25 protein-coding genes are annotated in these 23570 nt (G+C 70.1%); 7 read left to right on the top strand and 18 right to left on the bottom strand.

Features of this window, described 5'->3' with window-relative positions; translation table 11 throughout:
* Window positions 1–34: 34 nt before the first annotated feature.
* Both LGR64_RS00855 and LGR64_RS00850 read right to left on the bottom strand, forming a co-directional pair.
* Window positions 35–976 (bottom strand): AraC family transcriptional regulator, encoded by a 942-nt coding sequence (locus LGR64_RS00855; RefSeq protein WP_088165579.1) that lies wholly within the window; start codon window positions 974–976, stop codon window positions 35–37.
* Between the two features lie 154 nt (window positions 977–1130).
* A complete protein-coding gene (locus LGR64_RS00850; protein ID WP_230354846.1) occupies window positions 1131–1904 on the bottom strand; it encodes an AraC family transcriptional regulator in 774 nt (257 codons plus the stop codon).
* 171 nt (window positions 1905–2075) lie between these two features.
* Here LGR64_RS00850 and LGR64_RS00845 point away from each other — a divergent pair, with 171 nt between their 5' ends.
* Entirely contained in the window at window positions 2076–3344 is a 1269-nt protein-coding gene (locus LGR64_RS00845; protein ID WP_088165581.1) for an MFS transporter, read from the top strand.
* A 9-nt stretch (window positions 3345–3353) separates the two neighbouring features.
* Here the strand turns inward: LGR64_RS00845 and LGR64_RS00840 are convergent, their stop codons facing one another.
* Window positions 3354–4385: a Bug family tripartite tricarboxylate transporter substrate binding protein gene (locus tag LGR64_RS00840; RefSeq protein ID WP_141835630.1), complete on the bottom strand. Its 1032-nt coding sequence runs from the start codon at window positions 4383–4385 to the stop codon at window positions 3354–3356.
* A 193-nt stretch (window positions 4386–4578) separates the two neighbouring features.
* Between LGR64_RS00840 and LGR64_RS00835 the strand changes: the two genes are divergently transcribed.
* Both LGR64_RS00835 and LGR64_RS00830 read left to right on the top strand, forming a co-directional pair.
* Entirely contained in the window at window positions 4579–6351 is a 1773-nt protein-coding gene (locus tag LGR64_RS00835; protein ID WP_230354845.1) for an IlvD/Edd family dehydratase, read from the top strand.
* Between the two features lie 90 nt (window positions 6352–6441).
* Window positions 6442–7134 carry a GntR family transcriptional regulator gene (locus tag LGR64_RS00830; RefSeq protein WP_096914109.1) on the top strand — a complete coding sequence of 231 codons (693 nt, stop codon included), beginning with the start codon at window positions 6442–6444 and terminating at the stop codon, window positions 7132–7134.
* A gap of 30 nt (window positions 7135–7164) precedes the next feature.
* Here LGR64_RS00830 and LGR64_RS00825 read toward each other — a convergent pair whose 3' ends face one another.
* From LGR64_RS00825 to LGR64_RS00815, 3 genes are all read right to left on the bottom strand, one after another.
* The gene (locus tag LGR64_RS00825; RefSeq protein WP_034363320.1) at window positions 7165–7482 is read right to left on the bottom strand and encodes a type II toxin-antitoxin system RelE/ParE family toxin; all 318 of its coding nucleotides are present in this window, start codon (window positions 7480–7482) and stop codon (window positions 7165–7167) included.
* The gene (locus tag LGR64_RS00820) at window positions 7479–7748 is read right to left on the bottom strand and encodes a ribbon-helix-helix domain-containing protein (RefSeq protein ID WP_012207631.1); all 270 of its coding nucleotides are present in this window, start codon (window positions 7746–7748) and stop codon (window positions 7479–7481) included. Before LGR64_RS00820 ends, LGR64_RS00825 begins: the two co-directional genes overlap by 4 nt.
* An 89-nt stretch (window positions 7749–7837) precedes the next feature.
* Window positions 7838–8668 (bottom strand): AraC family transcriptional regulator, encoded by an 831-nt coding sequence (locus LGR64_RS00815; protein WP_230354844.1) that lies wholly within the window; start codon window positions 8666–8668, stop codon window positions 7838–7840.
* 70 nt (window positions 8669–8738) lie between these two features.
* Between LGR64_RS00815 and LGR64_RS00810 the strand changes: the two genes are divergently transcribed.
* Window positions 8739–9401 (top strand): MSMEG_1061 family FMN-dependent PPOX-type flavoprotein, encoded by a 663-nt coding sequence (locus LGR64_RS00810; RefSeq protein ID WP_230354843.1) that lies wholly within the window; start codon window positions 8739–8741, stop codon window positions 9399–9401.
* Between the two features lie 28 nt (window positions 9402–9429).
* The gene (locus LGR64_RS00805) at window positions 9430–9834 is read left to right on the top strand and encodes a hypothetical protein (protein ID WP_230354842.1); all 405 of its coding nucleotides are present in this window, start codon (window positions 9430–9432) and stop codon (window positions 9832–9834) included.
* 57 nt (window positions 9835–9891) lie between these two features.
* On the opposite strand, the gene LGR64_RS00800 is transcribed toward LGR64_RS00805, so the two are convergent.
* Window positions 9892–10245 carry a hypothetical protein gene (locus LGR64_RS00800; RefSeq protein ID WP_230354841.1) on the bottom strand — a complete coding sequence of 118 codons (354 nt, stop codon included), beginning with the start codon at window positions 10243–10245 and terminating at the stop codon, window positions 9892–9894.
* Between the two features lie 421 nt (window positions 10246–10666).
* On the opposite strand from LGR64_RS00800, the gene LGR64_RS00795 reads away from it, so the two are divergent.
* A complete protein-coding gene (locus LGR64_RS00795) occupies window positions 10667–12907 on the top strand; it encodes a TonB-dependent receptor (RefSeq protein WP_230354840.1) in 2241 nt (746 codons plus the stop codon).
* A gap of 176 nt (window positions 12908–13083) precedes the next feature.
* Here the strand turns inward: LGR64_RS00795 and LGR64_RS00790 are convergent, their stop codons facing one another.
* The 7 genes from LGR64_RS00790 to cbiE form a co-directional block, all read right to left on the bottom strand.
* On the bottom strand, window positions 13084–13596 hold the full coding sequence (locus LGR64_RS00790) for an MgtC/SapB family protein (RefSeq protein ID WP_012207634.1): 513 nt from the start codon (window positions 13594–13596) through the stop codon (window positions 13084–13086).
* A gap of 115 nt (window positions 13597–13711) precedes the next feature.
* A complete protein-coding gene (locus LGR64_RS00785; protein WP_141835650.1) occupies window positions 13712–15181 on the bottom strand; it encodes a chloride channel protein in 1470 nt (489 codons plus the stop codon).
* Between the two features lie 279 nt (window positions 15182–15460).
* Complete coding sequence (locus tag LGR64_RS00780) at window positions 15461–15790, bottom strand: DHCW motif cupin fold protein (protein ID WP_013800515.1); 330 nt, start codon at window positions 15788–15790, stop codon at window positions 15461–15463.
* A 63-nt stretch (window positions 15791–15853) separates the two neighbouring features.
* Window positions 15854–16651 (bottom strand): precorrin-6A synthase (deacetylating), encoded by a 798-nt coding sequence (gene cobF, locus LGR64_RS00775; protein WP_141835653.1) that lies wholly within the window; start codon window positions 16649–16651, stop codon window positions 15854–15856.
* Window positions 16648–17526, bottom strand: coding sequence for a precorrin-4 C(11)-methyltransferase (cobM, locus tag LGR64_RS00770; protein ID WP_141835656.1), 879 nt, complete (start codon window positions 17524–17526; stop codon window positions 16648–16650). The genes cobF and cobM overlap by 4 nt, the downstream gene beginning before the upstream one ends.
* Window positions 17523–18020, bottom strand: coding sequence for a cobalamin biosynthesis protein (locus LGR64_RS00765; protein WP_141835659.1), 498 nt, complete (start codon window positions 18018–18020; stop codon window positions 17523–17525). The genes cobM and LGR64_RS00765 overlap by 4 nt, the downstream gene beginning before the upstream one ends.
* A complete protein-coding gene (cbiE, locus tag LGR64_RS00760; RefSeq protein WP_230354839.1) occupies window positions 18017–19219 on the bottom strand; it encodes a precorrin-6y C5,15-methyltransferase (decarboxylating) subunit CbiE in 1203 nt (400 codons plus the stop codon). The genes LGR64_RS00765 and cbiE overlap by 4 nt, the downstream gene beginning before the upstream one ends.
* Between cbiE and LGR64_RS00755 the strand changes: the two genes are divergently transcribed.
* Window positions 19218–20012, top strand: a complete 795-nt coding sequence (locus LGR64_RS00755) for a cobalt-precorrin-6A reductase (protein ID WP_230354838.1) — start codon at window positions 19218–19220, stop codon at window positions 20010–20012. The genes cbiE and LGR64_RS00755 overlap by 2 nt on opposite strands.
* Here the strand turns inward: LGR64_RS00755 and cobJ are convergent.
* From cobJ to cobG, 4 genes are read right to left on the bottom strand one after another with little or no spacing between them, the layout of a single operon-like run.
* A complete protein-coding gene (gene cobJ, locus LGR64_RS00750; RefSeq protein WP_230354837.1) occupies window positions 19946–20779 on the bottom strand; it encodes a precorrin-3B C(17)-methyltransferase in 834 nt (277 codons plus the stop codon). The genes LGR64_RS00755 and cobJ overlap by 67 nt on opposite strands.
* Window positions 20773–21543: a precorrin-2 C(20)-methyltransferase gene (cobI, locus tag LGR64_RS00745; RefSeq protein ID WP_013800508.1), complete on the bottom strand. Its 771-nt coding sequence runs from the start codon at window positions 21541–21543 to the stop codon at window positions 20773–20775. The genes cobJ and cobI overlap by 7 nt, the downstream gene beginning before the upstream one ends.
* The gene (locus LGR64_RS00740; protein ID WP_034397236.1) at window positions 21533–22162 is read right to left on the bottom strand and encodes a precorrin-8X methylmutase; all 630 of its coding nucleotides are present in this window, start codon (window positions 22160–22162) and stop codon (window positions 21533–21535) included. Before LGR64_RS00740 ends, cobI begins: the two co-directional genes overlap by 11 nt.
* Complete coding sequence (gene cobG / locus LGR64_RS00735; protein WP_230354836.1) at window positions 22162–23412, bottom strand: precorrin-3B synthase; 1251 nt, start codon at window positions 23410–23412, stop codon at window positions 22162–22164. Before cobG ends, LGR64_RS00740 begins: the two co-directional genes overlap by 1 nt.
* Between the last annotated feature and the right edge of the window lie 158 nt (window positions 23413–23570).

Raw genomic sequence — 23570 nt, 5'->3', positions numbered from 1 at the left:
CCCGCAGGCGCATGCGGCGGGCTCGGATGGCGGCTCAGCAGCAGCGTGCCTGCGCGCGCTGCCAGGCGCCGGGCTGCTCGCCCATCACGCGCTTGAAGGCACGCGAGAAAGCCGCATAGGACTCGTAGCCCACGGCCTCGGCCACCTGGCCTATGGCCTCGCCCTGGGCCAGGCGGCGCGCGGCCAGCTGCATGCGCAGCAGCAGCAGGAATTGCTGGGGCGGCTGGCCGCAGGCCTCGGCAAACTGCCGAAAGAACGTGGCGCGCGACAGGCACACGCGCGCGGCCATGTCGGCCACGCTCCAGTTGCGGGCCGGGTCGCGCAGCAGCTCGGCCACCAGCGGCGCAAAGCCCGGCCGGCGCAGCAGGCTCCAGATGCCGCGCGCCCGCGCATCGCCATGCGCCAGCTGGCGCAGGCCGTAGAAGAACAGCAGGCCCACCAGCCGGTCCATCACGGCCGAGGGCTCGGTGCCCGTGCGCAGCGCCTCGGCGCGCATCAGGTCGAACAGCATGGAGGCGCCGCTCATCGCATGGTCGTCGCCGCGCAGCACCAGATGGTCGGGGAAGGCATCGACCAGCAGGCCGCGCATGGGCCCCTCGAAGGTGAAGAAGCCGCAGGCCAGCGCCGTCTCTCCGATGCCGGCATCGCCCGTGGCGGGGCGCATGGCCTGCGGGGCGCAGGCCATGTCCGGGTCGGCATAGGGCGAGATGAAATGCGGCACATCGCGCGAGAGGAACACGCCGTCGCGCGGCTGCAGCTCCACCGAGGGCTGGCCCGGCAGGTGCAGCCAGCAGCGCCCGTCCAGGATCAGGTGAAAGCTGGCCCGCGCGCGCCCCGCCGTGGAGGCCCGCCAGCGCCCGCAGTACTGCCCCACATGGAACACGCTGGCGCGCCATTGCAGGCCGTTGAGCAGGCCGTCGATGACGCGATCGACCTGCGCTTCGGCCGCGCTGTCGGGGACTGGGTCGGGTAGCACGGTGGTACAGGCAAGGCAGTGGAGGGAATGCGGCCGGCCAGTATCGCCACGATGCAGGCGCGGGGGAACGAATCTTTGGGCATATGCTTGTGCCGCAATCGATATCTGGATCTGCATCCAAGTCCGCCCGGCCCGACCTTGGTCCGGTCGTGCCTCAGCGCTGGAAGCCCGAAGGCGGCACCCCGAAATGCCTTTTGAACATGGCCGTGAACGCGCTCTGGCTGGCGTAGCCGCAATCGAGGGCGATGTCGATGATGCGCTCGCCCGCCGCAATGCGGCCCAGCGCAAACATCAGCCGCGCCTGCTCGCGCCACTGGGCGAAGGGCATGCCGGTTTCCTTCACGAACAGGCGCTGCAGCGTCTTGGCGCTCACGCCCAGGCGCTGCGCCCAGTGTTCGGCGGTGGCGGTGTCGGCAGGCTCGCGCATCAGGGCCTCGCAGACCTGGCACAGCCGCGCATCGGCGGACAGGGGCAGGTGCAGGGGCAGCACCTCGGCGGCGCGCAGTTCATCGACCAGCAGGTGCATCAGGCGCTCGTCGCGGCTGCCTTCGGCATAGTCCAGCGGCACGCCGACGGCGGCCACCACCAGCTCGCGCAGCAGGGGCGACACATTGACCACGCAGGTGCGCGCGGGCAGGTCCGCAAAGGCCGAGGTGTCGATGTAGGCCGTGCGCATCTTCACGTCACCCGACATGCGCACATCGTGCTCGGCGTCGGCCTCAATCCACAGCCCCCGGTTGGGCGGCACCAGCCAGGAGCCGGAATGCAGCTGCACGGACATCACGCCTTCGATCGCATACAGCAGCTGGCCGCGCGGGTGGGAGTGCCAGCCCGTGCTGGTGCCATGCGCCCAGTTGGCCTCCATGGCGGCCATGGGGCGCCCGGTCTGGTGGTACTTGAGGTATATGCGCGGCAGTTCTGCGGCCATGGGGCTTCCCGTCCTGTGCGGTTCTAAGCGGTTCTCTGTCCCGATCTCGACAATTGAAGTCAGTATAGAGAGAGACAGACGGGCACCAAACGCCTATCTTCGGTCCCACGGCCCATTGACCTTCGTCAACGCCGCACCCTGACCGTGCCGCCCTGCTGGGCCCTTTCCTCCATGACAAGCAACACCACCACTCTTGGCGCCCCGGGCGAGCTGGGCGCGCCTGCAACGCATGCCCATCCGGCGCCCGCCCATCCAGCGCCCAGCCATGCCGCGCAGGGCTTTTTGCTGCGCATCGTCGGCGCCGCCGCCTTTGCCCACCTGCTCAACGACCTGATCCAGGCCGTGCTGCCGGCCGTCTATCCCATGCTCAAGACGGAGTTCTCGCTGAGCTTCGCGCAGATCGGCTGGATCTCCCTGGTCTACCAGGTCACGGCCTCGCTGCTGCAGCCCTGGATCGGCCTGTACACCGACAAGCATCCCAAGCCCTACCTGCTGCCGCTGGGCATGGTGGTGACGCTGGTGGGCGTGGGCCTGCTGGCCCTGTCCACCAGCTACCCCATGCTGCTGGCCGCCGCGTCGCTGATCGGCGTGGGCTCGTCCACCTTCCACCCCGAGGCCTCGCGCGTGGCGCGGCTGGCCTCGGGCGGTCGCTTCGGCACGGCGCAATCGACCTTCCAGGTGGGCGGCAACACGGGCTCGGCCATCGGCCCGCTGATGGTGGCGGCCATCGTCATTCCGTTTGGCCAGCATGCGATCGCCTGGTTCATGCTGGTGGCGCTGCTGGCCATCTGGGTGCTGCTGCGCATCACGCACTGGCGCCTGCACCACGCGCCGGCCAAGGTGGTGGCGGCCGGCCAGCATGCGCTGACGGTGCTGAACCGCTCGCAGGTCATCCGCGCGGTGACCGTGATCTGCGTGCTGATGTTCGCCAAGTTCGTCTACATCGCGGCCTTTGCCAACTACTTCACCTTCTATCTGATCGAGCGCTTTGCCCTGCCCGTGCAGCAGTCGCAGCTGTACCTGTTCGCCTTCCTGGCGGCCGTGGCGGCGGGCACCTTCGCGGGCGGCCCGGTGGGCGACCGCATAGGGCGCAAGGCCGTGATCTGGGTGTCCTTCCTGGGCGTGGCGCCGTTTGCGCTGCTGCTGCCGCATGCCGATCTGTTCTGGACGGCCGTGCTGTCCATCGTCATCGGCCTGGTCATGTCCTCGGCCTTTGCGGCGCTGGTGGTCTATGCCCAGGAGGCCGTGCCCGGCCGCGTGGGCCTGGTCTCGGGGCTGATGTTCGGCCTCATGTTCGGCATCGGCGGCCTGGGGGCTGCCGGCATGGGCAACCTGGCCGACACCCACGGCATCGTCTGGGTGTACAGCCTGGTGGCCTACCTGCCGCTGCTGGGGCTGGCAACGGCCTTTCTGCCGGAAACGCGGGCCCGGCGACGCTGAGGCGCAGCCTCAATCCGGCTGTATGCCCGCCTGCCGGATCACGGCGGACCAGCGCGCCACCTCCTCGGCGATCTGGGCTCGCGCCTCGGCAGGCGTGGTGAAGGTGGGCATGGCGCCCTGGGCGACCAGGGCGTCCTTCACTTCCTGCTGCCCCATCACCTCCTTGAGCGCGCCGCTGAGCCGGGCGACGATGGGAGCGGGCGTGCCCGCAGGCGCCAGCAGGCCGAACATCGACGTCACCTCAAAGCCCGACAGCCCGGCCTCGGCCGTGGTGGGAATGTCGGCAATGGAGGGCACGCGCTGCGCCGTGGTCACGGCCAGGGCGCGCAGGCGGCCGCCCTTGATGAAGCCCTGCGTGGCGGGCAGGGTGTCGAACACCACATCCACCTGGCTGCCCATCAAATCGTTGAGCGCCGGCGTGCTGCCCTTGTAGGGCACGTGGGTCAGCGGCACGCCCGCCTGCCGCTTGAACAGCTCGGCCGCCAGATGCTGGGGTGAGCCATTGCCCGAGGAGCCGTAGTTCAGCCCGCCCGGCCGGCTTTTGGCCAGGGCGATGAACTCGCCCAGGCTGGCCGCCTTCACCGACGGGCCCACGGTCACCACCAGCGGCACGCGGCCCACCACGCCAATGGGCGCAAAGCTCTTGTCCATGGTGAAGCCCGCCGTGGACGCCATGAGCACGCTGTTGATGGAATGGCTGGTCAGCGCGCCCAGCAGCAGGGTGTAGCCATCGGGCTTTTCCTTGGCCACGGCGGCGGCGCCCAGGTTGCCGGCCGCGCCCGCCCGGTTCTCCACCACCACGGGCTGGCCCAGCGACAGCGAGAGCCTTTGCCCCACCACGCGCCCGATCACGTCGGTGGCGCCGCCGGGCGTGTAGGGAACGACCAGCTTGATGGGCCGGGCCGGATACCCGGCGTTGGAAGCGGCGTCGGCTGCGGCACTGGCTGCGGTAGGCAATGCCAGGCCTGCGCCCAGGGTCAGCAGTGCGGCGCCCAGCAGGGCGCGCCGGTTGGGCGGATGAGAGCGGTGTGCGGCGGTCATGGATGTCTCCTTGTCTTGTGTCGGAAAAACATGTCCGGCAGCAGACCGGACACGGCCGCATGGTTGGTCAATTGGATTATTAATAATATAGGTGATAACGCCGATGATAATTTGAGGGAAGCGCCGCTATCCTGCCGTCAACGCAAGGCAGCGCCTGCCTTCGCTCCCCACTCCAGACCCACGGACCGCCGCCATGACCGACCCCAAGACGCCCTCCCAGGCCCACGACATCACCCCCGCCGACGCCGAAAGCGGCATATCGAAGGGCCTGACCAACTACGGCGACCGCGGCTTTTCGCTGTTCCTGCGCAAGGCCTTCATCAAGGGCGCGGGCTATACGGACTCGGCGCTGCAGCGCCCCGTCATCGGCATTGCCAACACGGGCAGCAGCTACAACCCCTGCCACGGCAATGCGCCCCAGCTGATCGAGGCCGTCAAGCGCGGCGTCATGCTGGCGGGCGGCCTGCCCATGGACTTCCCCACCATCTCGGTGCACGAAAGCTTCTCGGCGCCGACCAGCATGTACCTGCGCAACCTCATGTCCATGGACACCGAGGAGATGATCCGCGCCCAGCCCATGGATGCCGTCGTGCTCATCGGCGGCTGCGACAAGACGGTGCCGGCCCAGTTGATGGGCGCGGCCTCGGCCGGCATCCCGGCCATCCAGCTGATCACCGGGTCGATGCTCACCGGCTCGCACCGCAGCGAGCGCGTGGGCGCCTGCACGGACTGCCGCCGCTACTGGGGCAAGTTCCGCGCCGAGGAGATCGACGCCGAAGAGATCGCCGACGTGAACAACCAGCTGGTGGCCAGCGTGGGCACCTGCTCGGTCATGGGCACGGCCAGCACCATGGCCTGCATTGCCGAGGCGCTGGGCATGACCGTGCCCGGCGGCGCCTCGCCCCCCGCCGTCACGGCCGACCGCATCCGCATCGCCGAGCAGACCGGCACCGAGGCCGTGCGCATGGCGCGCGAGCGCCTGACCATCGACAAAATCCTCACGCCCGCCGCCTTCGAAAACGCCATGCGCGTGCTGCTGGCCATTGGCGGCTCCACCAACGGCATCGTGCACCTGGCCGCCATCGCGGGGCGCATGGGCTATGACATCGACCTCAAGGCCCTGGACCGCATGGGCCGCGACACGCCCGTGCTGCTGGACCTCAAGCCCTCGGGCGACCACTACATGGAGGACTTCCACCATGCGGGCGGCATGGCCACGCTGCTGCGCGAGCTCAAGCCCCTGCTTAACCTGGACGCCCTCACCGTCACCGGCCGCACGCTGGGCGAAGAGATCGACCGCGCCGGCCCCGGCTTTGCGCAGGACGTGGTGCGCCCGCGCTCCAACCCCATCTACCCGCAGGGCGGCATCGCCGTGCTGCAGGGCAACCTGGCGCCGGGCGGCGCCATCATCAAGCAGTCGGCCGCCCATCCCCGGCTCATGGAGCACGAAGGCCGCGCCGTGGTCTTCGAGAACGCGGCCGACCTGGCCCACCGCATCGACAGCGACGATCTGGACGTGACCGCCGACGACATCCTCGTGCTCAAGAACATCGGCCCCAAGGGCGCACCCGGCATGCCCGAGGCCGGCTACATCCCCATCCCGCGCAAGCTGGCGCGGGCCGGCGTCAAGGACATCGTGCGCATCTCCGACGGGCGCATGAGCGGCACAGCCTTCGGCACCATCGTGCTGCACGTCACGCCGGAGTCGGCCGTGGGCGGCCCGCTCGCCCATGTGCACAACGGGGACCGCATCACGCTGTCGGTGGCGCGGCGCGAGCTGACGCTGCAGGTCAGCGACGAGGAACTGGCCCGCCGCGCCCGGCTCAACCCGGTGACCGAGCCCACGGCCGAGCGCGGCTACCGCAAGCTCTTTCTTACCACCGTGAACCAGGCCGACCAGGGCGTGGACTTCGACTTCCTGCGCTGCGCCACCGAACGCGGCACCATTCCCGGCCCGCGCGAATAGTCCATGCCAGGCAGCGCGGCACGCCCGGCATGCCCAGTGAGGGCCATCAGTTCGGACAAAATGGCGTTTTTGTCCCAACCGCCTGTCTTGATGGTCGCTGCCGCCTCACTGCCGATTTCCCTGGATGCCGAACCCGCCCCCGCAGCCGACGCCCTGGGCGCCATGGTGGCCGCGCTGGAAGAGGACGTGGTCTTCGGCCGGCTGCACCCGCGCGAGCGCCTGGTCGAAGACGACCTCATGGCCCGCTTCGACGTCAAGCGCCACATCGCCCGCGAGGCCCTGGCCGCGCTGGACCGCATGGGCCTCATTGAGCGCCGCAAGAACGTCGGCGCCCTGGTGCGCTCGTTCTCCACCCAGGAAGTGCAGGAGCTGTACGAGCTGCGCGGCATGCTCGAAGTCGAGGCCGCGCGCAAGATCCCCCTGCCCGTTCCCCCCGAAAGCCTGGACCGCCTGACCTCCATCCAGCAGCAGCACGACGCCGCCGTGGCCGAAGGCAACGCGCGCCTGGTGTTCCGCATCAACCTGGCCTTTCACCAGGAACTGTTTGCGCTGGCGGGCAACGACACGCTGCACAAGGCCATCACCGAATACGCGCGCCAGACGCACCCCATCCGCTTCGCCTCCCTGGTCTCGGCCGACTACCGCGAGCGCGCACGCCAGGAACACTGGCAAATGATCGAAGCCCTGCGCGCCCAGGACCGCGACGCCCTGGTCCGCCTGTGCGCCGAGCACCTGCTGCCCTCGCGCGATGCGTATCTGAATGCGCAGCTGCAGCGGTTGTAGGCAGCTCTGGCATCTGGACAGCGCGGCTGATCAGGCGATCCCGCCACCCTCCCGCAGCAGTGCTTCGTGGTCACGCCCGCCATAGAAGATGCCGATGATGGAAACCAGGTCTGCATCGACGGCGAAGGCGATGACAGTTCGCTTTCTGTAGTTGGTGATGCGCAAGCCAGTTCTCACGTCGTCGCGCGGCGTGCCGCGAAGTGGAAAGGTGCGCAGGCTCTCGCAATAGCTCACGATGGCATCGGTGTATTGAGCTGCCACATCGTGCGAGGCAGCCTCGGCGATGTAGCGGTAAAGCTCGACAAGCTGCTCCTGGGCCTGCGAACTGAAGACAACGCGGTAGTTCATCTCGCCTTGGCATGTTCAGCGGCAAGGCGCGCCCGCAATTGATCGGCGGTAACGGCACTCGATGGATCGGCCTTCAACGCATCGTAGGCGGGGCCGACCTGATCTTGCAGCCAGCTTTCCACCGCACGATCCCGTGCCATCAGCGCCCGCAAGCCATCACGGATCACTTCGCTCTCGCTGGCGTACTCGCCAGCACGCACCTTCGCCCGTACTGCGTCTGCCATGTCGTTGGGCAGGGTGATGCTCATTTGCTGGGTGGTTCGCATGTGCGGCTCCTTGAATGCAGTGGGATTGAATCCTACTGCCGAGCCAAAGCCATGTCCAGAATCCGTCCCCTCACCCTTTCATGGGCGCTTCAGACAATCGCCCCCAGCCTCCCCCGGTACGCCGCAGGCGTCTCCCCAAACGTGCGCCGGAACAAGCCGATGAAGGCGCTGGCCGTGGAGTAGCCCAGGTCCAGCGCGATGTTCGTTACCGGCGCGCCGGCGGCCAGCATCTCCAGCGAGCGCATCAGCCGCGCGCGCTGGCGCCAGGCGGTGAAGCTGAAGCCGGTTTCCGAGACAAAGCGCCGGCTCAGCGTGCGCGAGCTGACGGCGGCCCAGCGTGCCCAGGCCTCCAGGTCGCGGGCATCGGCCGGGTCGGCGATCAGCGCGCGGGCGATGCGCTGCAGGCGCGGGTCTGCGGGCAGGGGCAGGCCCAGGGGCTCCACGGGCAGGGTGCGGATCTCGTCCAGGATCACCGCCATCACATGGGCGCGGGCCTGGTCCGCCGAAGGGCCTGGTTGCACGGGCTGCGTTGTGGGCACGCCTTGCTGCCATCCCCAGCCGGCGGCGCGCAGCACGGCCTCACGCAGCAGGCCCGAGGTGCGGATGGCGCAGGGCCGCTGCGGCAGGTCGGCGCAGGCCGGCTCCGCCACATAGACGCTCCAGCCGTGGAAGGGACCATGGGAGCGGCCCGAATGCAGCTGGTGCGGCGGCAGCCACACGGCATGGATGGCGGGCACCACCCAGACCGCGTCTTCCACGCCCACCGACAGCAGCCCGCGCAGCGAGCCGAACAGCTGGCCGCGCGCGTGCCGGTGCGGCTCGGAGGCCAGCTCCTCGTCCTGGTTGCCCACGGCCGCGATCAGCACGGGGCCATCGGCACGGTTCACATGGCTGACCAGTTCAAGAATGGCATCGGGCATGGCGTCTTTGAGCTATTTGTTGGCTGATCCAGTCTACAGCCGCCAACGCCTTTGTTCTTACGCTTGTGCCATGCACACAGACAACACCGCCCTTGCAGACCCGCCAGGCCCGGCTATCGACCTGGACTCGCTCTACGCCGCCCCGGCAGAAAGAATCCAGAAGGCCGTGCGCGACCGCCTGTCCGACTTCCACGAGGCCTATCTGCGCCAGGCCAGCTTCTTTTGCCTGGCCACGGCCGGCGAACGCGGCCTGGATGCCTCGCCGCGCGGCGGGCCGCCCGGCTTTGTGCAGGTGCTGGACGAGCGCACCGTGGCCTTTGCCGACTGGCCCGGCAACAACCGCATCGAATCCCTGCGCAACCTGCAGGCCGATGACCGCCTGGCCATGCTCTTCCTGTTCCCGGGGCTGGACATCTTCCTGCGCATCAACGGGCGCGGCCGCATCTCCACCGACCCCCATCTGCTGCAGGAGCTGAGCGAAGGCCGGGGCACGCCCAAGACCGCCACCGTGGTGCTGGTCGATGAAGTGCTGCTGCACTGCGGCAAGGCCATCCACCGCTCCGGCCTGTGGAGCCCGTCAAGCCAGCTGGACCGCGCCGCCCTGCCCACCGTGGGCCAGATGATGGCCGCCCTCACGCAGCTGGCCGATGCCACGGCGCCCGCCATGGATGCCGCCCAACAGGAACAGGCCAACGCCCACTACGCCCATGCGGTCAGGCACGACCTGTACTGATGCCCTGCTTTTTTCCAGGAACCATGACATGCTGATCGATACCTCCCGCTTTCCCCTGGTCTACCTGCGCGAACCCGAAGCGCAGGCACCTGCAGACGCAGGCAGCGGCAATGACGCATCGGCCGAAGCCCAGATCGAATCCCTGCTCGACCAGGGCCAGCACTTCGTGCTGCTCACCGACCACCTGCCCGGCGACCACCCCGAGGAAAGCCACGAAGAACGCAAGCAGCGCGCCCTGTTCTTCAAGCGCAACCGCGAACGCATGCGCCAGCTGTGCCGTGGCATGGTCGTCATCACGGGCGACCGCGCCGTGCCCGCCGCCCTGCGCCTGGCCGTGCAAGGCATGGGCAAGGCGCTGGGCATGCGGGTTGCGTTCGTGCAGGGGGAGGATGAGGCGCAGGCGTGTTCGCGGGAGCTGCTGGCCGGCGCCTGAGCAGGCGCCGGCCCCCTCGGCGCGCACCTGGCCCGGTGCACGCTGCACGCTGCGGCGCTAAGCCGCCGAATTCCGCAAGGCCTGCGCCACGCGCGCCTCATCGGCTGCCTTCTCGGCCTCGCGCAGCCGCCGTTGGGCCAGATTGCGGTACGTGCTGCCTGCCGAGATCGCCTTGCTTCTGGAGCAGTCGCCCGTGAACAGGGCGCTATGGCGAATCATCTTCAAGGCCTCGGCCACCACGTCCAGCCGCTGGCAGCCCTCCGGCGTCTCCAGCCACTTCAAGGCCATCTGCGCCGTGACCGTGATCTCGGCGCAGCCCTCATCCACCAGCTTATGGATCTCGGAGATATCGCGCGTCAGCCGCTCAATCCTGGCGGTCGAGGTCTTGGCCTGTTCCTTGGTCTGCTTCATGGCTGCGCCCTCCGTGCGAAGTGGCGCAAAGAGTGCCCCAGTTGAAGGGGTGACAAGGTATGGAAAAGACCGGCCGAAGTGACTGCGGTCATGAAAAAGCCTGCGATACCAGTGAACTGGGCGCAGACCAAGGGGTGAGAAACGGTGATCATCGTTCCGTGCTCCGGTAAGGGACAGAACTCGCTTTCGGGGAGGCTCAACCGCTGTGTATTGGTGTTCTTACGCACCAGCCCCGGAACAGGGGGCCGACCGGATGATAGGCAAGTTTCCACAGCCGGCACAAGCGCAGCTTCGGCAGCGATGCGCTGGCAGGGATGTGGGCACAAACAGACACATCTCCCTACAAGCCCCATACGGGGGAGTCGCATCGATAAAATTATTGGGAATCATTCTCATCCCGCATTCTCATCCCGTTTTCTCCATGCACTCCCCCCTCTACACGCTGACCCCGATCGCCGGGGCCCTGGCCCTTCTTTTGTCTGCTGGCGCCACATGGGCCCAGCCTGCCCCTTCCACGGCAACGGCCGCGCCCGAGCTGGGCACCGTCACCGTGGAGGCCAGCGCCGATGCGTCGGCTGAAGGCCTGTCCAAGCCCTACGCGGGTGGCCAGGTGGCGCGCGGCGGGCGGGCCGGGATTCTGGGCACGCGCGACAACATGGAGACGCCGTTCTCCATCACCAGCTACACCAACGAGCTGATCCAGGACCGCCAGGCCAAGAGCGTGGGCGATGTGCTGCAGAACGATCCTTCCGTGCGCGTGGCGCGCGGCTTCGGCAATTTCCAGGAGTCCTACTTCGTGCGCGGCTTCGTGCTGGGCTCGGACGACGTGGCCTACAACGGCCTGTATGCGTTGCTGCCGCGCCAGTACATCGCCACCGAGCTGTTCGAGCGCGTGGAGCTGCTGCGCGGCGCATCGGCCTTTCTGATGGGCGCCAGCCCCAATGGCGGCGGCCTGGGCGGCAACATCAACCTGCTGCCCAAGCGCGCGGGCAGCGATCCGCTGTCGCGCGTGACGGCGGGCATTGCCAGCGGCGGCCAGGCCTTCGTGGCGGCCGACGTGAGCCGGCGCTTCGGCCCCGACCAGGCCACGGGCATCCGCCTCAATGCCGCGCACCGTGGCGGCGACACGGCCATCGACCAGGAAAGCTCCAAGCTCGATCTGTTGTCCGTGGGCATGGACTGGCGCAGCCGCAATGTGCGCCTGTCGGGCGACATCGGCTGGCAGGACAACCGCCTCAAGCGCACGCGCACCAATGTCACGCCGGGCGCAGGGCTGGCGGCCATTCCTGCTGCGCCCGATGCTTCCTCCAACTGGGCCCAGCCCTGGACCTATTCCGACGAGCGCGACCTGTTCGGCACGCTGCGCGGCGAGTGGGACATCAACAGCAACGTGACGGCCTGGGCCGCCTACGGCCTGCGCCGCAGCTCCGAGAACAACTCGCTGGCCAACATCACGCTGGCGGCGGCCGGCAATGGCGCGGCCACCACCAGCCGCTTCGACAACGCGCGCAAGGACCGCGTGAGCACGGGCGAGCTGGGCGTGCGCGCACGCCTGAATACGGGCAGCGTGGGCCATGAGATCGTGGCCAGCTACTCGGCCTTCGACCTCAAGGTCTACAACGCCTACGGCATGAGCACCGGCGGGGGCAGCAACACGCTGGCCACCAATCTCTACGACCCGCGCTACTACGCGATCACACCGCTCAACTACCTGGGCAACGACCTGTCCAACCCCGCCTACAACCGGGGCACGCGCCTGAACAGCTTTGCGCTGGGCGACACGCTGTCGCTGATGGACGGCCGCATGCTGGTGACGGCCGGCGTGCGCCGCCAGACGATAGAGACCGACTCGGTGAGCTACCGCCTCGTCAGCAACGGCGCGGTCACCAGCCAGGGCGGCGTGCGCACGGCCTATGACCAGAGCCGCACCAGCCCGGTGCTGGGCGCTGTGTTCAAGCTCACGCCCCAGGTATCGCTGTACGGCAACTACATCGAGGGACTGGCCCAGGGCGACACGGCGCCGGCCAAGTCGGGCGACACCATCATCGCCAACGCGGGCCAGCAGATGTCGCCCTACGTGACCAAGCAAAAGGAAGTGGGCGTCAAGTACGACGGCGGCAAGCTGGGCGGCGGCCTGGCCTTCTTCTCCACCGACAAGCCGCGCTCGCTGATCGACGGCAACCTCTTCACCTCGGCCGGCAAGGACCGTCACCAGGGCGTGGAATTCAACGTCTTCGGCGAACCCATGCGCGGCCTGCGCCTGCTGGGCGGCGCCACCTGGCTGGACGCCAGGCAGCAAAGCACGGGCCGCGCCACCACCGACGGCAAGCGTGTCATCGGCGTGCCGCGCTTCCAGGCCACGGCGGGCGTGGAATGGGATGTGCCGGGCATCAACGGCCTGGCGCTGGACGGCCGCCTGGTGCACACCGGCGCCAGCTACGCCAACGATGTCAACACCCTGCGCGTGGCCGGATGGAACCGCCTGGACCTGGGCGTGCGCTACATGACCGAAGTGCAGGGCAAGCTGCTCACGCTGCGCCTGCGCGTGGACAACGCGACGGACCGCAACTACTGGGCCTCCGTGGGCGGCTACCCGGGTTCGGGCTACCTGACGGTGGGCGGTCCGCGCACGTTCTCGCTGAGTGCGAGTGTGGATTTCTAATGGCATGCGTGCATGGCCAGAGATGCCATGCACGCAGGTGACTGCCTATCGGGAGTTGGCGAGCGCCTCGCAAGCCTCACTGGCTGCGTTCGTGATGTTTGCCATGTTCAAGTAGCACGAACATCAGGAAAAAGCGAACAAAGCCGGAATACCAGGCTTCAGGCCGCCGCCCGCCCTCAAGTCTCGCGCGGCTTGGTATCCGGCTCCGCGTCCGCCTGCGGGGGCGGCGCACTGACCACGTGCGGCAGCATCACGAGGATGACGATGGCCAGCAGCGTGGCCAGCAGCGCGATGGCTTCGCGCCCCAGACCGCAGGCCACGCCGATGGCGGCCGTCATCCAGATGCCGGCGGCCGTGGTCAGGCCCTGCACCTGTTCTTCGGAGTGGCGCTTGATGATGGCGCCCGCGCCCAGGAAGCCCACGCCGGCCACCACGCCCTGGATCACGCGGCTCATGTCGGCAATGCCCATGCCGCCGCGCTCGGGCACCAGCACGAACAGCGCCGCGCCCATGGCCACCAGCATGTGGGTGCGCAGGCCGGCGGCCTTGCCCTTGTGTTCTCTCTCGTAGCCGACGATGCCGCCCAGCAGGGCCGCCAGCAGCAGGCGCACCATGACGCGCGTGACCTCGGCCGCATCGGGCAGGCTGGAGAATTCCTCGGCCAGGGTGCTGGTTACTTCCTCCCACATGGCGCGTTCCTTTCCTCGGGTTGTGCGTCAGGACTCAGGAAGCGAGCATGGCGTGGCGTGCAGCGCGCCCAGGCCATCGCCCTTCGCCATTGCCTGTCAGCCAAGCGCGCCCGGCTCAGGCGCCTGCGGGCTTGTCCTGATCCTTGGGCGGTGCAGCCGGCTCTGCGGTGCTGGCAGGTGCGCTGGCGGGCTCCGGCTCCGGTGCGGCGGCCGGTGCTGGTACGGGCTCAGGTGCTGGCTCAGTTGCAGGTGCAGGCTCGGGAGCAGGAGCAGGAGCAGGCACCAGACTCAGCATGTGCTGGGCCAGCGTCTCGTACAGCGGCCGGGCCAGCATGCGCGAGACCAGGCTGGCCAGCATGGCAGCGGCCATGAGGCTGAGCACCATGGAGTGGCCATCCACCATCTCCATCACGATGATGAAGGCCGTCAGCGGCGCCTGTGTCACGGCGGCCAGGAAGGCGGCCATGCCCATGGCGATGAGGGCGGGCGCAATGTCTGCGCCCATCAGGCCGGCCACGTTGTGGCCCACGCCCGCGCCAATCGACAGCGAGGGCGCGAAGATGCCGCCCGGCACGCCCACCCAGGCCGACAGCCAGGTGGCGATGAACTTCAGGGTGACGTAGAACGAGGGCACGTCGGCCTGGCCCGCCAGCATGTGCTTGACGGCCTCCGATCCCGCGCCGAAGGTGGCGCCCCCCGTGACCATGCCGATGACGGCGATCACCAGCGCGATCGCCGCCGCGAAGCGGATGGGAAAGCGCGCACGCAGCTGGTTGAGCCGCTCGGGCGCGCGGGTCAGCGAAGCGGCCAGCAGCTTGGCGAAGAGGCCGCCCAGCACGCCGCAGGCCAGGGTCACGCACAGGCCGGGCAGCAGCGCGTCCCAGGTCAGGTGGGGCACCTGGATGCGCCCGAAATAGCTGAGGTTGCCGAAGGCCGACACGCCCATCAGGCCGGCCAGCACGATGGCCGCGATGATCAGGCCGCTGGAGCGCGACTCCAGCTTGCGCGACAGCTCCTCGATGGCGAAGACCACGCCCGCCAGCGGCGCGTTGAAGGCCGCCGCAATGCCGGCCGCGCCGCCAGCCACCAGCAGCGCATGGTGGCTGATGCCCGAATGCGGCCCGAACCAGCGCCGCGCATGGTGCATGACACCGGCGGCCACCTGCACCGAAGGCCCCTCGCGCCCGATCGACAGCCCCGCCGCAAAGCCCGCGCTGGCCAGGGCCATCTTGGCGAAGGACAGCCACAGCGACACGAAGCGCCCGCGCTGCGCGGGGTCCAGCGCCGGGTCCAGCGTGGCGATCACCTGCGGAATGCCCGACCCCGCCGCGCCCGGCGCCCAGCGCCGCGTGAGCCACACGGCGCCCGCCGTGACGGCAGGCATCCACAGCAGAACGGCCCAGCCGCCCTGCCAGTGGTAGATGCTCTCGAAGAGTTCAAAGCCCGCGTCGGCCATCAGCGTGAAGGCCACCACGCACAGCCCGGCGGCGGCCGCATAGGCCAGCACGATGGTGCGGTCCAGCCAGCGCCTGCCGTCCCGGAATTCCTGGTTCAGGTTGTGGAGGAAGTCGGGTTCTTGCTGCATCGCGTGAAGAGGCTGGGCGAAAGCTCTTCATTGTGCACAAGCCCGGCCACAGGGGCTGTGGCCAGCGGCAATGCCTACTTCACCGCTGCGTTGATGGCCGATGACTGCGTACCTGGAGAGCCGTCCGTCCGTCAGGCATTCCACCACCCGGGCATGAGCACCCTGGCAACCCGTGCCGTACGCCACTCAATGACGGCACGTTTGCGCAGCTCTCGCCCGCGCCGGCGTGAACCTGTCGCTGACCTGCAGCGCGCTGCCGTGCCGATCGTGCCTGCAGGTTCAGTCCACCACGAAGAGCCTGGCGCCCTTGGGCGAGCGCGAGCGGTGCGGCTCGGCGTTGTCCGCCACCTGGTAGCTCATGCCGGGCGTCAGCGTGAAGCGGCGGCCGTCCGCCAGCTCGGTCTCCAGCTCGCCTTCCAGGCACAGCAGCACATGGCCCTTGGTGCACCAGTGGTCGGAGACATAGCCGGGCGTGTACTCCACCGTGCGCACGCGGATGTTGCCGAAGTTCTGTGTGCGCCAGAACGCCTGCCCGGCCTCGGCCGAATGCTCGGTGGGCGCCACGGCGGCCCAGTCGGTGGTGTTGAAGGGGATGTTGTCCATCTGCATGGCGGGATTCCTTGATGAAGGGGGTGTACAGCGTGGGGGCCGGCGTCGGCAGCAGCCTCGGTCTCAGTCCCCGCGCCGCAGCAGGTAGATATCCATGATCCAGCCATGCCGCTCGCGCGCTGCGGCGCGGGCCTTCGCGATGCGCGGGGCGGCCTCGGCCAGCGGGCCGCTGTCTAGCATCTGGCGGTCCATGCCCAGGTAGGCGCCCCACCAGATGTGCAGGCCGTGGGAGGGCAGCTCGGTGAAGCTGCACTGCCCGTCCAGCATGACCACGGCCGTGTCCACGCCGGGTGGCCAGCCCTGCTCGCGCAGCTGGCGGCCCGTGGTCACCACGAAGGGCTGGCCTATGCCGTTGAGCGCAATCGCATGCGCGGCGCACAGCACCTGCATGGAGCTGATGCCCGCCACCACGCGCACGCTGTGCGGCGCCGGCTGCATGCGCGCGGCAATGCGCAGCGTGCTGTCGTACAGCGCAGGGTCGCCCCAGACCAGCAGGGCCACGCGCAGGGGCTGGCCGGCCGTTCGCGGCGCCAGTCCATCGGCCATGGACCGGGCGATGGCCGCCTGCCAGCAGCGCGTGATGGCCGCATGCCATTCATCGACCTGGGCCAGGTAGTCGTCGCCCGCGCTGCGGCGCACGGGCATGTCGAAGCCTTCGATGCGCGGGCCGGGCGCAGTGAGCACGGCATCGCACAGGTCGCGGCGCAGGGCGGCGAGTTCGGCCTTGTCCTCGCCCTTGTGCGGCAGCAGGATCAGGTCGGCGGCCTGCATGGCGGCCTGGGCTTCGCGCGTGAGGTGGTCGGGGTTGCCCGTGCCGATGCCGATCAGGCTCAGCGCCACGGGCGGCAGGGCCGCGCTCATGGGGCGGGGTTCCCGAGGGGCACGTCGATCACGGTGTCGCTCACGGTGTCCCTCAAGGTATCCCTCGCGGTATCCAGCGCGGCATTCGCATGCACATCGGTGGCGGGAAAGCGCGGCTCGGTGCCCAGCGGGCGGTAGCGGCGGTCATAGTCGGCCGCGTAGAGGCGGCTTTCGCCGAAGTCCTCGGCCTGCAGGCTGCGGCCCACCAGGATCAGGGCCGTGCGCTCCATATGGGTGGCCACGGCCTGGGTCAGGCTGCCCACCGTGGTGCGCACCACGGTTTCGTCAGGCCAGCTGGCGCGCCAGACGATGGCCACGGGGCAGTCGGCGCCGTAGTGCGGCAGCAGCTCGGACTGCACCTTGGCAGCCACATGGATGGACAGATGGATGGCCAGCACGGCGCCCGTGGCCGCGAAGGCGGCCAGGTTCTCGCCCTCGGGCATGGCCGTGGCGCGGCCCGAGGTGCGCGTCAGCACCACGGACTGGCACAGGCCGGGCAGGGTCAGCTCCGCGCCCAGCGTGGCGGCGGCGGCCGCGAACGAGGGCACGCCGGGCGTGACGGTGTAGGCAATGCCGGCCTCGCGCAGGCGGCGCAGTTGCTCGCCCATGGCCGACCAGACGGACAGGTCGCCCGAGTGCAGGCGCGCCACGTCTTCGCCACGCGCCTCGGCGGCCTGGATCTCGGCCACGATGTCGTCCAGGCTCATGGATGCGGTGTTGACGATGCGCGCGCCCGGCGGGCAGTGCGCCAGCAGCTCGCGCGGTATCAGCGAGCCCGCGTACAGGCAGACCGGGCAGGCCGCCATGAGGTCGCGCCCGCGCACGGTGATCAGGTCGGCGGCGCCGGGGCCGGCGCCGATGAAATGCACGGTCATGCCGTTGCTCCTTGGTTCTTGGCCTGGCTGGCGTGGGCCAGGCAACAGTTCAGAGGTCCGCCCTGGCCCACGGCCAGGGCCAGGGTGGCGCTGCCATCGTCCGCGACCAGGCGGGTCACGCTCAGGGCGGAGTGCGGGCCTGCGGCGGCCAGTGCCGCCGCCTCGGCCACGCTGCCCGTGCCATAGCGCGCCAGCATGCGCGGCGACTGCGTGACCACGGGCTGCCCAGGCAGTTGCCCTGGCGGCACGCGCACCAGAACGGCCGTGGGCACGACAGCCGCCATCCAGGCGGCCAGCGCCGGATGGCCGGCCTTGGTGTCCAGCACGGCCACGGCGCAGATGGGCTGGGGCGCGCAGGCACTTGCGCCTGCGCTTTCCGGCAGGAGCGCCTGCGCCCGCTGCCACAGCGCCTGCAGCGCATGGGGCAGTGCGTCGGTGTGCAGGCCCAGGCCCAGCACGCCGCAGCGGTGGGGGATGGCTTCGTCCGGGTTCACCGCTGCCAGCTCCACTGCACCAGCGGCCGCGCAGCCTTCCAGCTGCGCATGCGGCCCAGCGGCTCGGCGCTGGAAATCTCCAGCCGCAGCAGCTGGCCGCCGTGCTCGGCCTGCAGTTGCACCAGCAGGGCCTCGGTCTCCAGCGTCACGGCATTGACCACCAGGCGGCAGCCTGCGGGCATGAGGGCCTGCAGGCATTCGAACAGGGCCGCGTCAAAGCCCCCGCCCACAAACACGGCCTGGGGCCGGGCCAGCGCCTGCAGCCCGGCCAGCGCCTCAGGCGCCACGCCCTGCACCACGCGCAGGCGCGCCTGCAGGCCGAAGCGCCGGGCGTTGAGACGGATGTTGTCCGCACGCGCCGCATGCTGCTCCAGGCTGATGGCAGAGCCACCGGCCAGGCACCACTCCACGGCCACCGAGCCCGAGCCGCCGCCCACATCCCACAGGCATTCGCCGTGGCGCGGCGCAAGAGCCGCCAGGGTCAGGGCGCGCGCCGGGGCCTTGGTGATCTGGCCGTCGTTGGCGTACCAGTGATTGGGCCGGCCCGGCACCAGCGGCAGGGCCGCGCCGCCCTGGGCGAATACGGCCACGGCCGCGGGCGCGCAGGCAGGGTCGGCGGCCAGGGCCTGGGCGGCTTCGGCGGCGCGCCATGCGCGGCGGCGCTCGCGCGGGCCGCCCACGGATTCCAGGACCTCCAGGCGGCTGTCGCCCCAGCCTTCCTGCACCAGCCAGTCCGCCAGTGCGGCCACGGCGGCGCCATCGCGCAGCAGCACCAGCGACTGGCGGCCTGGCGACAGGTGCGGCAGCAGCTGCTCCACGTGGCCGGCGTGCAGGCCCAGGCAGACCGTGTCTTCCAGCTTCCAGCCCAGGCGGGACGCCAGCAGCGAAAATGTCGAGGGTTGGGCGTGGCAGCGCCACTCCTGCGGCGCCAGATGCGCCGCCAGGCTGCCGCCCGCCCCGAACCAGAACGGATCGCCCGACGCCAGCACCACCGTGGGCCGGCCACGGCAGGCCAGCACGGGCGCCACGTCAAAGGGCACGGGCCAGGGACGGCCCCGCTCGCCGGCACCGGCCAGCGCCAGGTGGCGCGGCCCGCCAAAAACGGTCTCGGCCGCGTCCAGCGCGCGCAGCGCGGCGGGCGAGAGGCCGTCCAGGCCGTCTTCGTTCAGGCCCACCAATGTCAACCAGGGATCAGTCATGCCCCATGTTCTCCTGCTGGGCGGCACCAGCGGCGCCAGCCAGCTGGCCCAGGCCCTGCACCGCGCCGGCATTGCCGCCGTGTTCTCGTATGCGGGCGTCACGCAGTCGCCCGTGGCCCAGCCCCTGCCCACGCGCGTGGGCGGGTTTGGCGGTGCCCAGGGCCTGGCGCAGTTCCTGCGCGGGCAGGCCATCAGCCATGTGGTCGATGCCACCCACCCGTTTGCCGCGCAGATGAGCCGCAATGCCTGCGAGGCCTGCGCCGCCACCGGCACGCCGCTGCTGGCGCTGGAGCGCGAGCCCTGGCAGGCCAGTGCCGGCGACGCCTGGATCGACGTGCCCGACATGCAAGCCGCCGCTGCCGCCCTGCCCCAGGCAGCCGCCCGGGTGTTTCTGGCCGTAGGCCGCAAGCAGCTTGCGGCCTTTGCGGGCCAGCCGCAGCACCACTACCTGCTGCGCCTGGTCGATGCGCCCGAGCCCGGCAGCCTGCCCCTGCCCCACACCACGGTGGTTCTGGGGCGTGGGCCTTTCAGCGCGGACGACGATGAAGCCTTGCTGCGCACGCACGGCATCGAATGGCTGGTGGCCAAGAACGCAGGCGGCGAGGCCACGCGCGGCAAGCTCGATGCCGCACGCGCCCTGGGTCTGCCCGTGGTGATGGTGCAGCGCCCGGCGCTGCCGCAGCGCCAGCGCACCGGGTCGGTGGCTGCGGTGCTGCACTGGATTGCTCATGGCGTGCTGCCGATAGCACCGCCCGCGCCGCCAGCACCGCCCGCGCCGCCATCCATGCCGTAGTGGCGTGGCGTGTAGACCCAGCGGCCCACGCGGCGCGTGGCGCTGTTGCCCACCAGGACCACGGTGCGCATGTCGGCCATCTCGGGCGTGGCCTCGGCCAGCGTGCATACGTGCAAGTGTTCCTCGGGCGTGGACACGGCGCGCGCGAACACCAGCAGGCGCTGCGGCTCGCAGCGGGTGCGCAGCAGCTGCAGCAGGCGCACAAAGCCTTCGGGCCGGCTCTTGGAGCGCGGGTTGTAGAAGGCCATGGCGAAGTCGGCCTCGGCCGCCAGTTCCACGCGCCGCGCGATCACCGGCCAGGGCTTGAGGTTGTCCGAGAGATTGATGCAGCAAAAGTCATGGCCCAGCGGCGCACCGGCCCGCGCGGCGGCCGCCAGCATGGCGGTGATGCCGGGCAGCACCTGGATATCGAGCGCCTGCCAGGCGGCGGCCTGCACCGCATCGGCAGATTCCATGGCCTCGAATACGGCCGACGCCATGGCGAACACGCCCGGGTCGCCCGAGGACACCACCACCACCTGCCGCCCCTGCGCGGCCAGCGCCAGCGCCTGGCGCGCCCGCTCCAGCTCCACGCGGTTGTCCGAGGCATGCCAGGCCACGGCCTGGCCCTGACCCGCCTGCGCCAGCAGGGCCTGCGCGCGGGACACATAGGGCAGGTAGCCGACCACATCGTCGGCCGCGTGCAAAGCGGCTGCGGCTTCGGGCGTGATCTGGTCCAGTGCGCCCGGGCCCAGCCCCACCACCGTCAGGCGGCCGGCGCTCACCATGCGGCCTCCGGCCGGCGGCCCTGGCCGTGCACGAGCACGATGGCGAAATAGGGGCAGGCGTCGTCGGACACATCGCCCAGGCGCGCGACCTGCTCGCTGTCCGTGGTGCCGTTCTGCACCAGCCAGGCGGCGTCAAGCCGGCCCGTGCGCTGCAGGGCGCGGCGGATGCGCGGCAGGTTGCGGCCGACCTTCATGACGACCAGGGCCTCGGCCGTCTGCATGCGGCGCACCAGCTCGTCTTCCGACAGGGTGCCGGTCATCACGCTGAGCACGTCGTCGCCCCAGGTGATGGGCTCGCCCGTGGCGTGCCAGCAGCCCACCATGCCGGGGATGCCGGGCACCACGTCCAGCGGCACCTGCCCGCGTTCGCGCAGCCGGGTGTACAGATGCATGAAGGAGCCGTAGAGGAAGGGGTCGCCCTCGCACAGCACTACCACCTGCCCGGTCTGCGCCAGCGCTTCCAGGCGCAGGCACCAGTCGTCGTAGAAGCGCGCCAGCAGGTCCACATAGGCGGGGCTGTCCACGGGCAGCTCGGTGGTCACCGGGTACTCCATGGCGTGCTCGGCGGCGCCTTGGGCCAGCAGGCCGTCCACCAGCTGGCGGGCCTTGCCGGGCCGGCCCTTCTTGCGGAAGAACGCCACCTGGCGGGCGCCGCGCACAAGGCGGTCGGCCTTGACGCTCATGAGTTCGGGGTCGCCCGGGCCCAGGCCCACGCAGACAATGCCGGGCCCGCCCTGGCTGGGACGCGGCTGCCTACTCGACATGGCTGGCCAGTGCGTTGATGGCGGCCACGGTGATGGCCGACCCGCCCAGGCGGCCGTGCACGGCCATGCAGGGAACGGGCAGGTCCTGCATCAGCGCCTGCTTGGATTCCATGGCGCCCACAAAGCCCACGGGGCAGCCGATGATGGCGGCCGGCCGGGGGCAGGCCGGGTCCTGCAGCATGTTGAGCAGGTGGAACAAGGCCGTGGGTGCATTGCCGATGGCCACCACTGCGCCGGCCAGGTGCGGGCGCCACAGCTCCAGCGCGGCGGCGCTGCGCGTGTTGCCCATGTCACGGGCCAGCGCGGGCACGCGCTCGTCCGGCAGCGTGCAGATGATGGGGTTGGCGGCGGGCAGGCGCGAGCGCGTGATGCCCTCGCTGACCATGCGCACGTCGCATAGCACGGGCGCGCCGTTTTGCAGGGCCTGTGCGGCGGCCTCGGCCATGCCGGGCGAGAAGGCCACGTGCGGGGCCAGCTCCACCAGGCCAGCGGCGTGGATCATGCGCACCACCACGCGTTCCTCAACAGGAGTGAAGCGTTCCAGCGCCGCCTCGCGGCGGATGGTGGCAAAGGACTGCCGGTAGATCTCGGCGCCATCGGTTTCGTAGCGGTGCAGCATTATTCTTTTGAAAACAGCAATCCCGGATTGTCTCGCACCGAGGCCAGGGTCCGCTGCTCCTGCGCCCTATCCCCGGCACGGCCGTGGCGCACTACGGAATAGACAGGGCCTTCGCCCTCGTCTTCACCTTCTGCCCGCAGCACCACCGTGGCCGGCGCCTGCCGCGCGCAGCCCTTGGCGCATCCGGTCACATGCAGGTGCGCGCCATGGGGCACCTGCGGCGCCAGCTCCAGCGCCAACGTCTGCGTGGGACCCAGGGCCTGGGTGCAGCCCGGCGCGCCGGTACAGGCGGATACGCGCAGGCGCGGGTCATGGGCATGGGTGATCCAGTCAGCGGCGTTGTCCAGCCCTGCAGCCGCCCACCAGCAAGGCAGGGCGGCACCAGCTTCCGCGTTGTCGTCTTCCACCAGCAGCATGCGCCAGGGTGTCACACGCAAAAAGGCCTGCTCAGGCAAGGCGCGCACCAGCCGCGCCAGCGCGACGGCCGGCAAGCGGCCCAGCGGCGCGCCCAGCAGCCAGCCCACGCCGGGCACGGCACCGGGCGCCGGTCCTTCGCCGTGGGCCGGGGTTTCTGTCTCCACCCAGTCCAGTCCGGGGGGCGGCTGCAGTTGCGCCGCCACCGCGGCCATGCGTCCGGGCCGCAAGCCCTGGGCGCGGCGAAGGGCGGCCTGGTCGGCAAACCAGCGGGCCAGCGCCAGGCCTGCGGCCACGGCCTGGCTGGCATCGGCCACGGCCAGCGCCTGCGGCCGTCCATCGGGCTGCACCAGCCAGCCGGTGGCTGTGCGCTGCAGGCGGATATCGGCGGACACGCCCGCCAGCCGGCCGGGCGCGCCTTCCACCGACCAGCCGAACTTGGCCGGCAGGCCCGCCAGATCCTCGGCCGCATCCAGTGCCTGCTGCAGGGCCTGGCCCAGCGCATGGACGGCCTCCTGCGGCCGGCACAGCGGGTCGATCACCAGGTTGCGGCGGCGCTCGCGGCCTGCATCGGCATCGAGCAGGCCTGCGGCGGCCAGGGCGCGCAGCACGGCGGCGTGCCGCCCGGGCGCAATGCCGCGCAACTGCACATTGGCGCGGCTGGACAGCTCCAGCGCGCCGTTGCCATGCACCCAGGCCAGGCGCGCCAGCCGCCGCGCCTGGGCCACCGTCAGGCGCCCCAGCGGCGGGCGCACGCGCAGCACCAGCCCATCGCCGGAGGCCATGGGCTGCCAGGCGCCGGGGCACCAGCCTTGGATGTGGGGAGGGGTATGCATGGGGTAGGGGCCCCGACTGTAGCGCCGGCGCACCCGGCATCCCAGGTGCAAGACCCGCATGCGTTCATGAAATGCGGGCTTTCTTGATCCAGCCCGCCTGGGAAGCGGGCTGGTAACGCCTGGCCCCACCTAGCCTGAATTTGTCAATTCAAGTTGAA

It is taken from the genome of Delftia sp. Lp-1 (genome assembly GCF_020523835.1).
GTDB lineage: Bacteria > Pseudomonadota > Gammaproteobacteria > Burkholderiales > Burkholderiaceae_C > Comamonas > Comamonas acidovorans.
The sequence above is the reverse complement of the archived record's forward strand: the minus strand, read 5'-3'. Positions and strand labels throughout refer to the sequence as shown.

Excerpts from the sequence above, each read along its gene's own strand:
- LGR64_RS00850 (WP_230354846.1), bottom strand. The coding sequence starts at position 1,904 with ATGGCCGCAGAACTGCCGCGCATATACCTCAAGTACCACCAGACCGGG.
- LGR64_RS00845 (WP_088165581.1), top strand. The coding sequence starts at position 2,076 with ATGACAAGCAACACCACCACTCTTGGCGCCCCGGGCGAGCTGGGCGCG.
- LGR64_RS00840 (WP_141835630.1), bottom strand. The coding sequence starts at position 4,385 with ATGACCGCCGCACACCGCTCTCATCCGCCCAACCGGCGCGCCCTGCTG.
- LGR64_RS00835 (WP_230354845.1), top strand. The coding sequence starts at position 4,579 with ATGACCGACCCCAAGACGCCCTCCCAGGCCCACGACATCACCCCCGCC.
- LGR64_RS00830 (WP_096914109.1), top strand. The coding sequence starts at position 6,442 with ATGGTCGCTGCCGCCTCACTGCCGATTTCCCTGGATGCCGAACCCGCC.
- LGR64_RS00825 (WP_034363320.1), bottom strand. The coding sequence starts at position 7,482 with ATGAACTACCGCGTTGTCTTCAGTTCGCAGGCCCAGGAGCAGCTTGTC.
- LGR64_RS00820 (WP_012207631.1), bottom strand. The coding sequence starts at position 7,748 with ATGCGAACCACCCAGCAAATGAGCATCACCCTGCCCAACGACATGGCA.
- LGR64_RS00815 (WP_230354844.1), bottom strand. The coding sequence starts at position 8,668 with ATGCCCGATGCCATTCTTGAACTGGTCAGCCATGTGAACCGTGCCGAT.
- LGR64_RS00810 (WP_230354843.1), top strand. The coding sequence starts at position 8,739 with ATGCACACAGACAACACCGCCCTTGCAGACCCGCCAGGCCCGGCTATC.
- LGR64_RS00805 (WP_230354842.1), top strand. The coding sequence starts at position 9,430 with ATGCTGATCGATACCTCCCGCTTTCCCCTGGTCTACCTGCGCGAACCC.
- LGR64_RS00800 (WP_230354841.1), bottom strand. The coding sequence starts at position 10,245 with ATGAAGCAGACCAAGGAACAGGCCAAGACCTCGACCGCCAGGATTGAG.
- LGR64_RS00795 (WP_230354840.1), top strand. The coding sequence starts at position 10,667 with ATGCACTCCCCCCTCTACACGCTGACCCCGATCGCCGGGGCCCTGGCC.
- LGR64_RS00790 (WP_012207634.1), bottom strand. The coding sequence starts at position 13,596 with ATGTGGGAGGAAGTAACCAGCACCCTGGCCGAGGAATTCTCCAGCCTG.
- LGR64_RS00785 (WP_141835650.1), bottom strand. The coding sequence starts at position 15,181 with ATGCAGCAAGAACCCGACTTCCTCCACAACCTGAACCAGGAATTCCGG.
- LGR64_RS00780 (WP_013800515.1), bottom strand. The coding sequence starts at position 15,790 with ATGCAGATGGACAACATCCCCTTCAACACCACCGACTGGGCCGCCGTG.
- cobF (WP_141835653.1), bottom strand. The coding sequence starts at position 16,651 with ATGAGCGCGGCCCTGCCGCCCGTGGCGCTGAGCCTGATCGGCATCGGC.
- cobM (WP_141835656.1), bottom strand. The coding sequence starts at position 17,526 with ATGACCGTGCATTTCATCGGCGCCGGCCCCGGCGCCGCCGACCTGATC.
- LGR64_RS00755 (WP_230354838.1), top strand. The coding sequence starts at position 19,218 with ATGCCCCATGTTCTCCTGCTGGGCGGCACCAGCGGCGCCAGCCAGCTG.
- cbiE (WP_230354839.1), bottom strand. The coding sequence starts at position 19,219 with ATGACTGATCCCTGGTTGACATTGGTGGGCCTGAACGAAGACGGCCTG.
- cobJ (WP_230354837.1), bottom strand. The coding sequence starts at position 20,779 with ATGGTGAGCGCCGGCCGCCTGACGGTGGTGGGGCTGGGCCCGGGCGCA.
- cobI (WP_013800508.1), bottom strand. The coding sequence starts at position 21,543 with ATGTCGAGTAGGCAGCCGCGTCCCAGCCAGGGCGGGCCCGGCATTGTC.
- LGR64_RS00740 (WP_034397236.1), bottom strand. The coding sequence starts at position 22,162 with ATGCTGCACCGCTACGAAACCGATGGCGCCGAGATCTACCGGCAGTCC.
- cobG (WP_230354836.1), bottom strand. The coding sequence starts at position 23,412 with ATGCATACCCCTCCCCACATCCAAGGCTGGTGCCCCGGCGCCTGGCAG.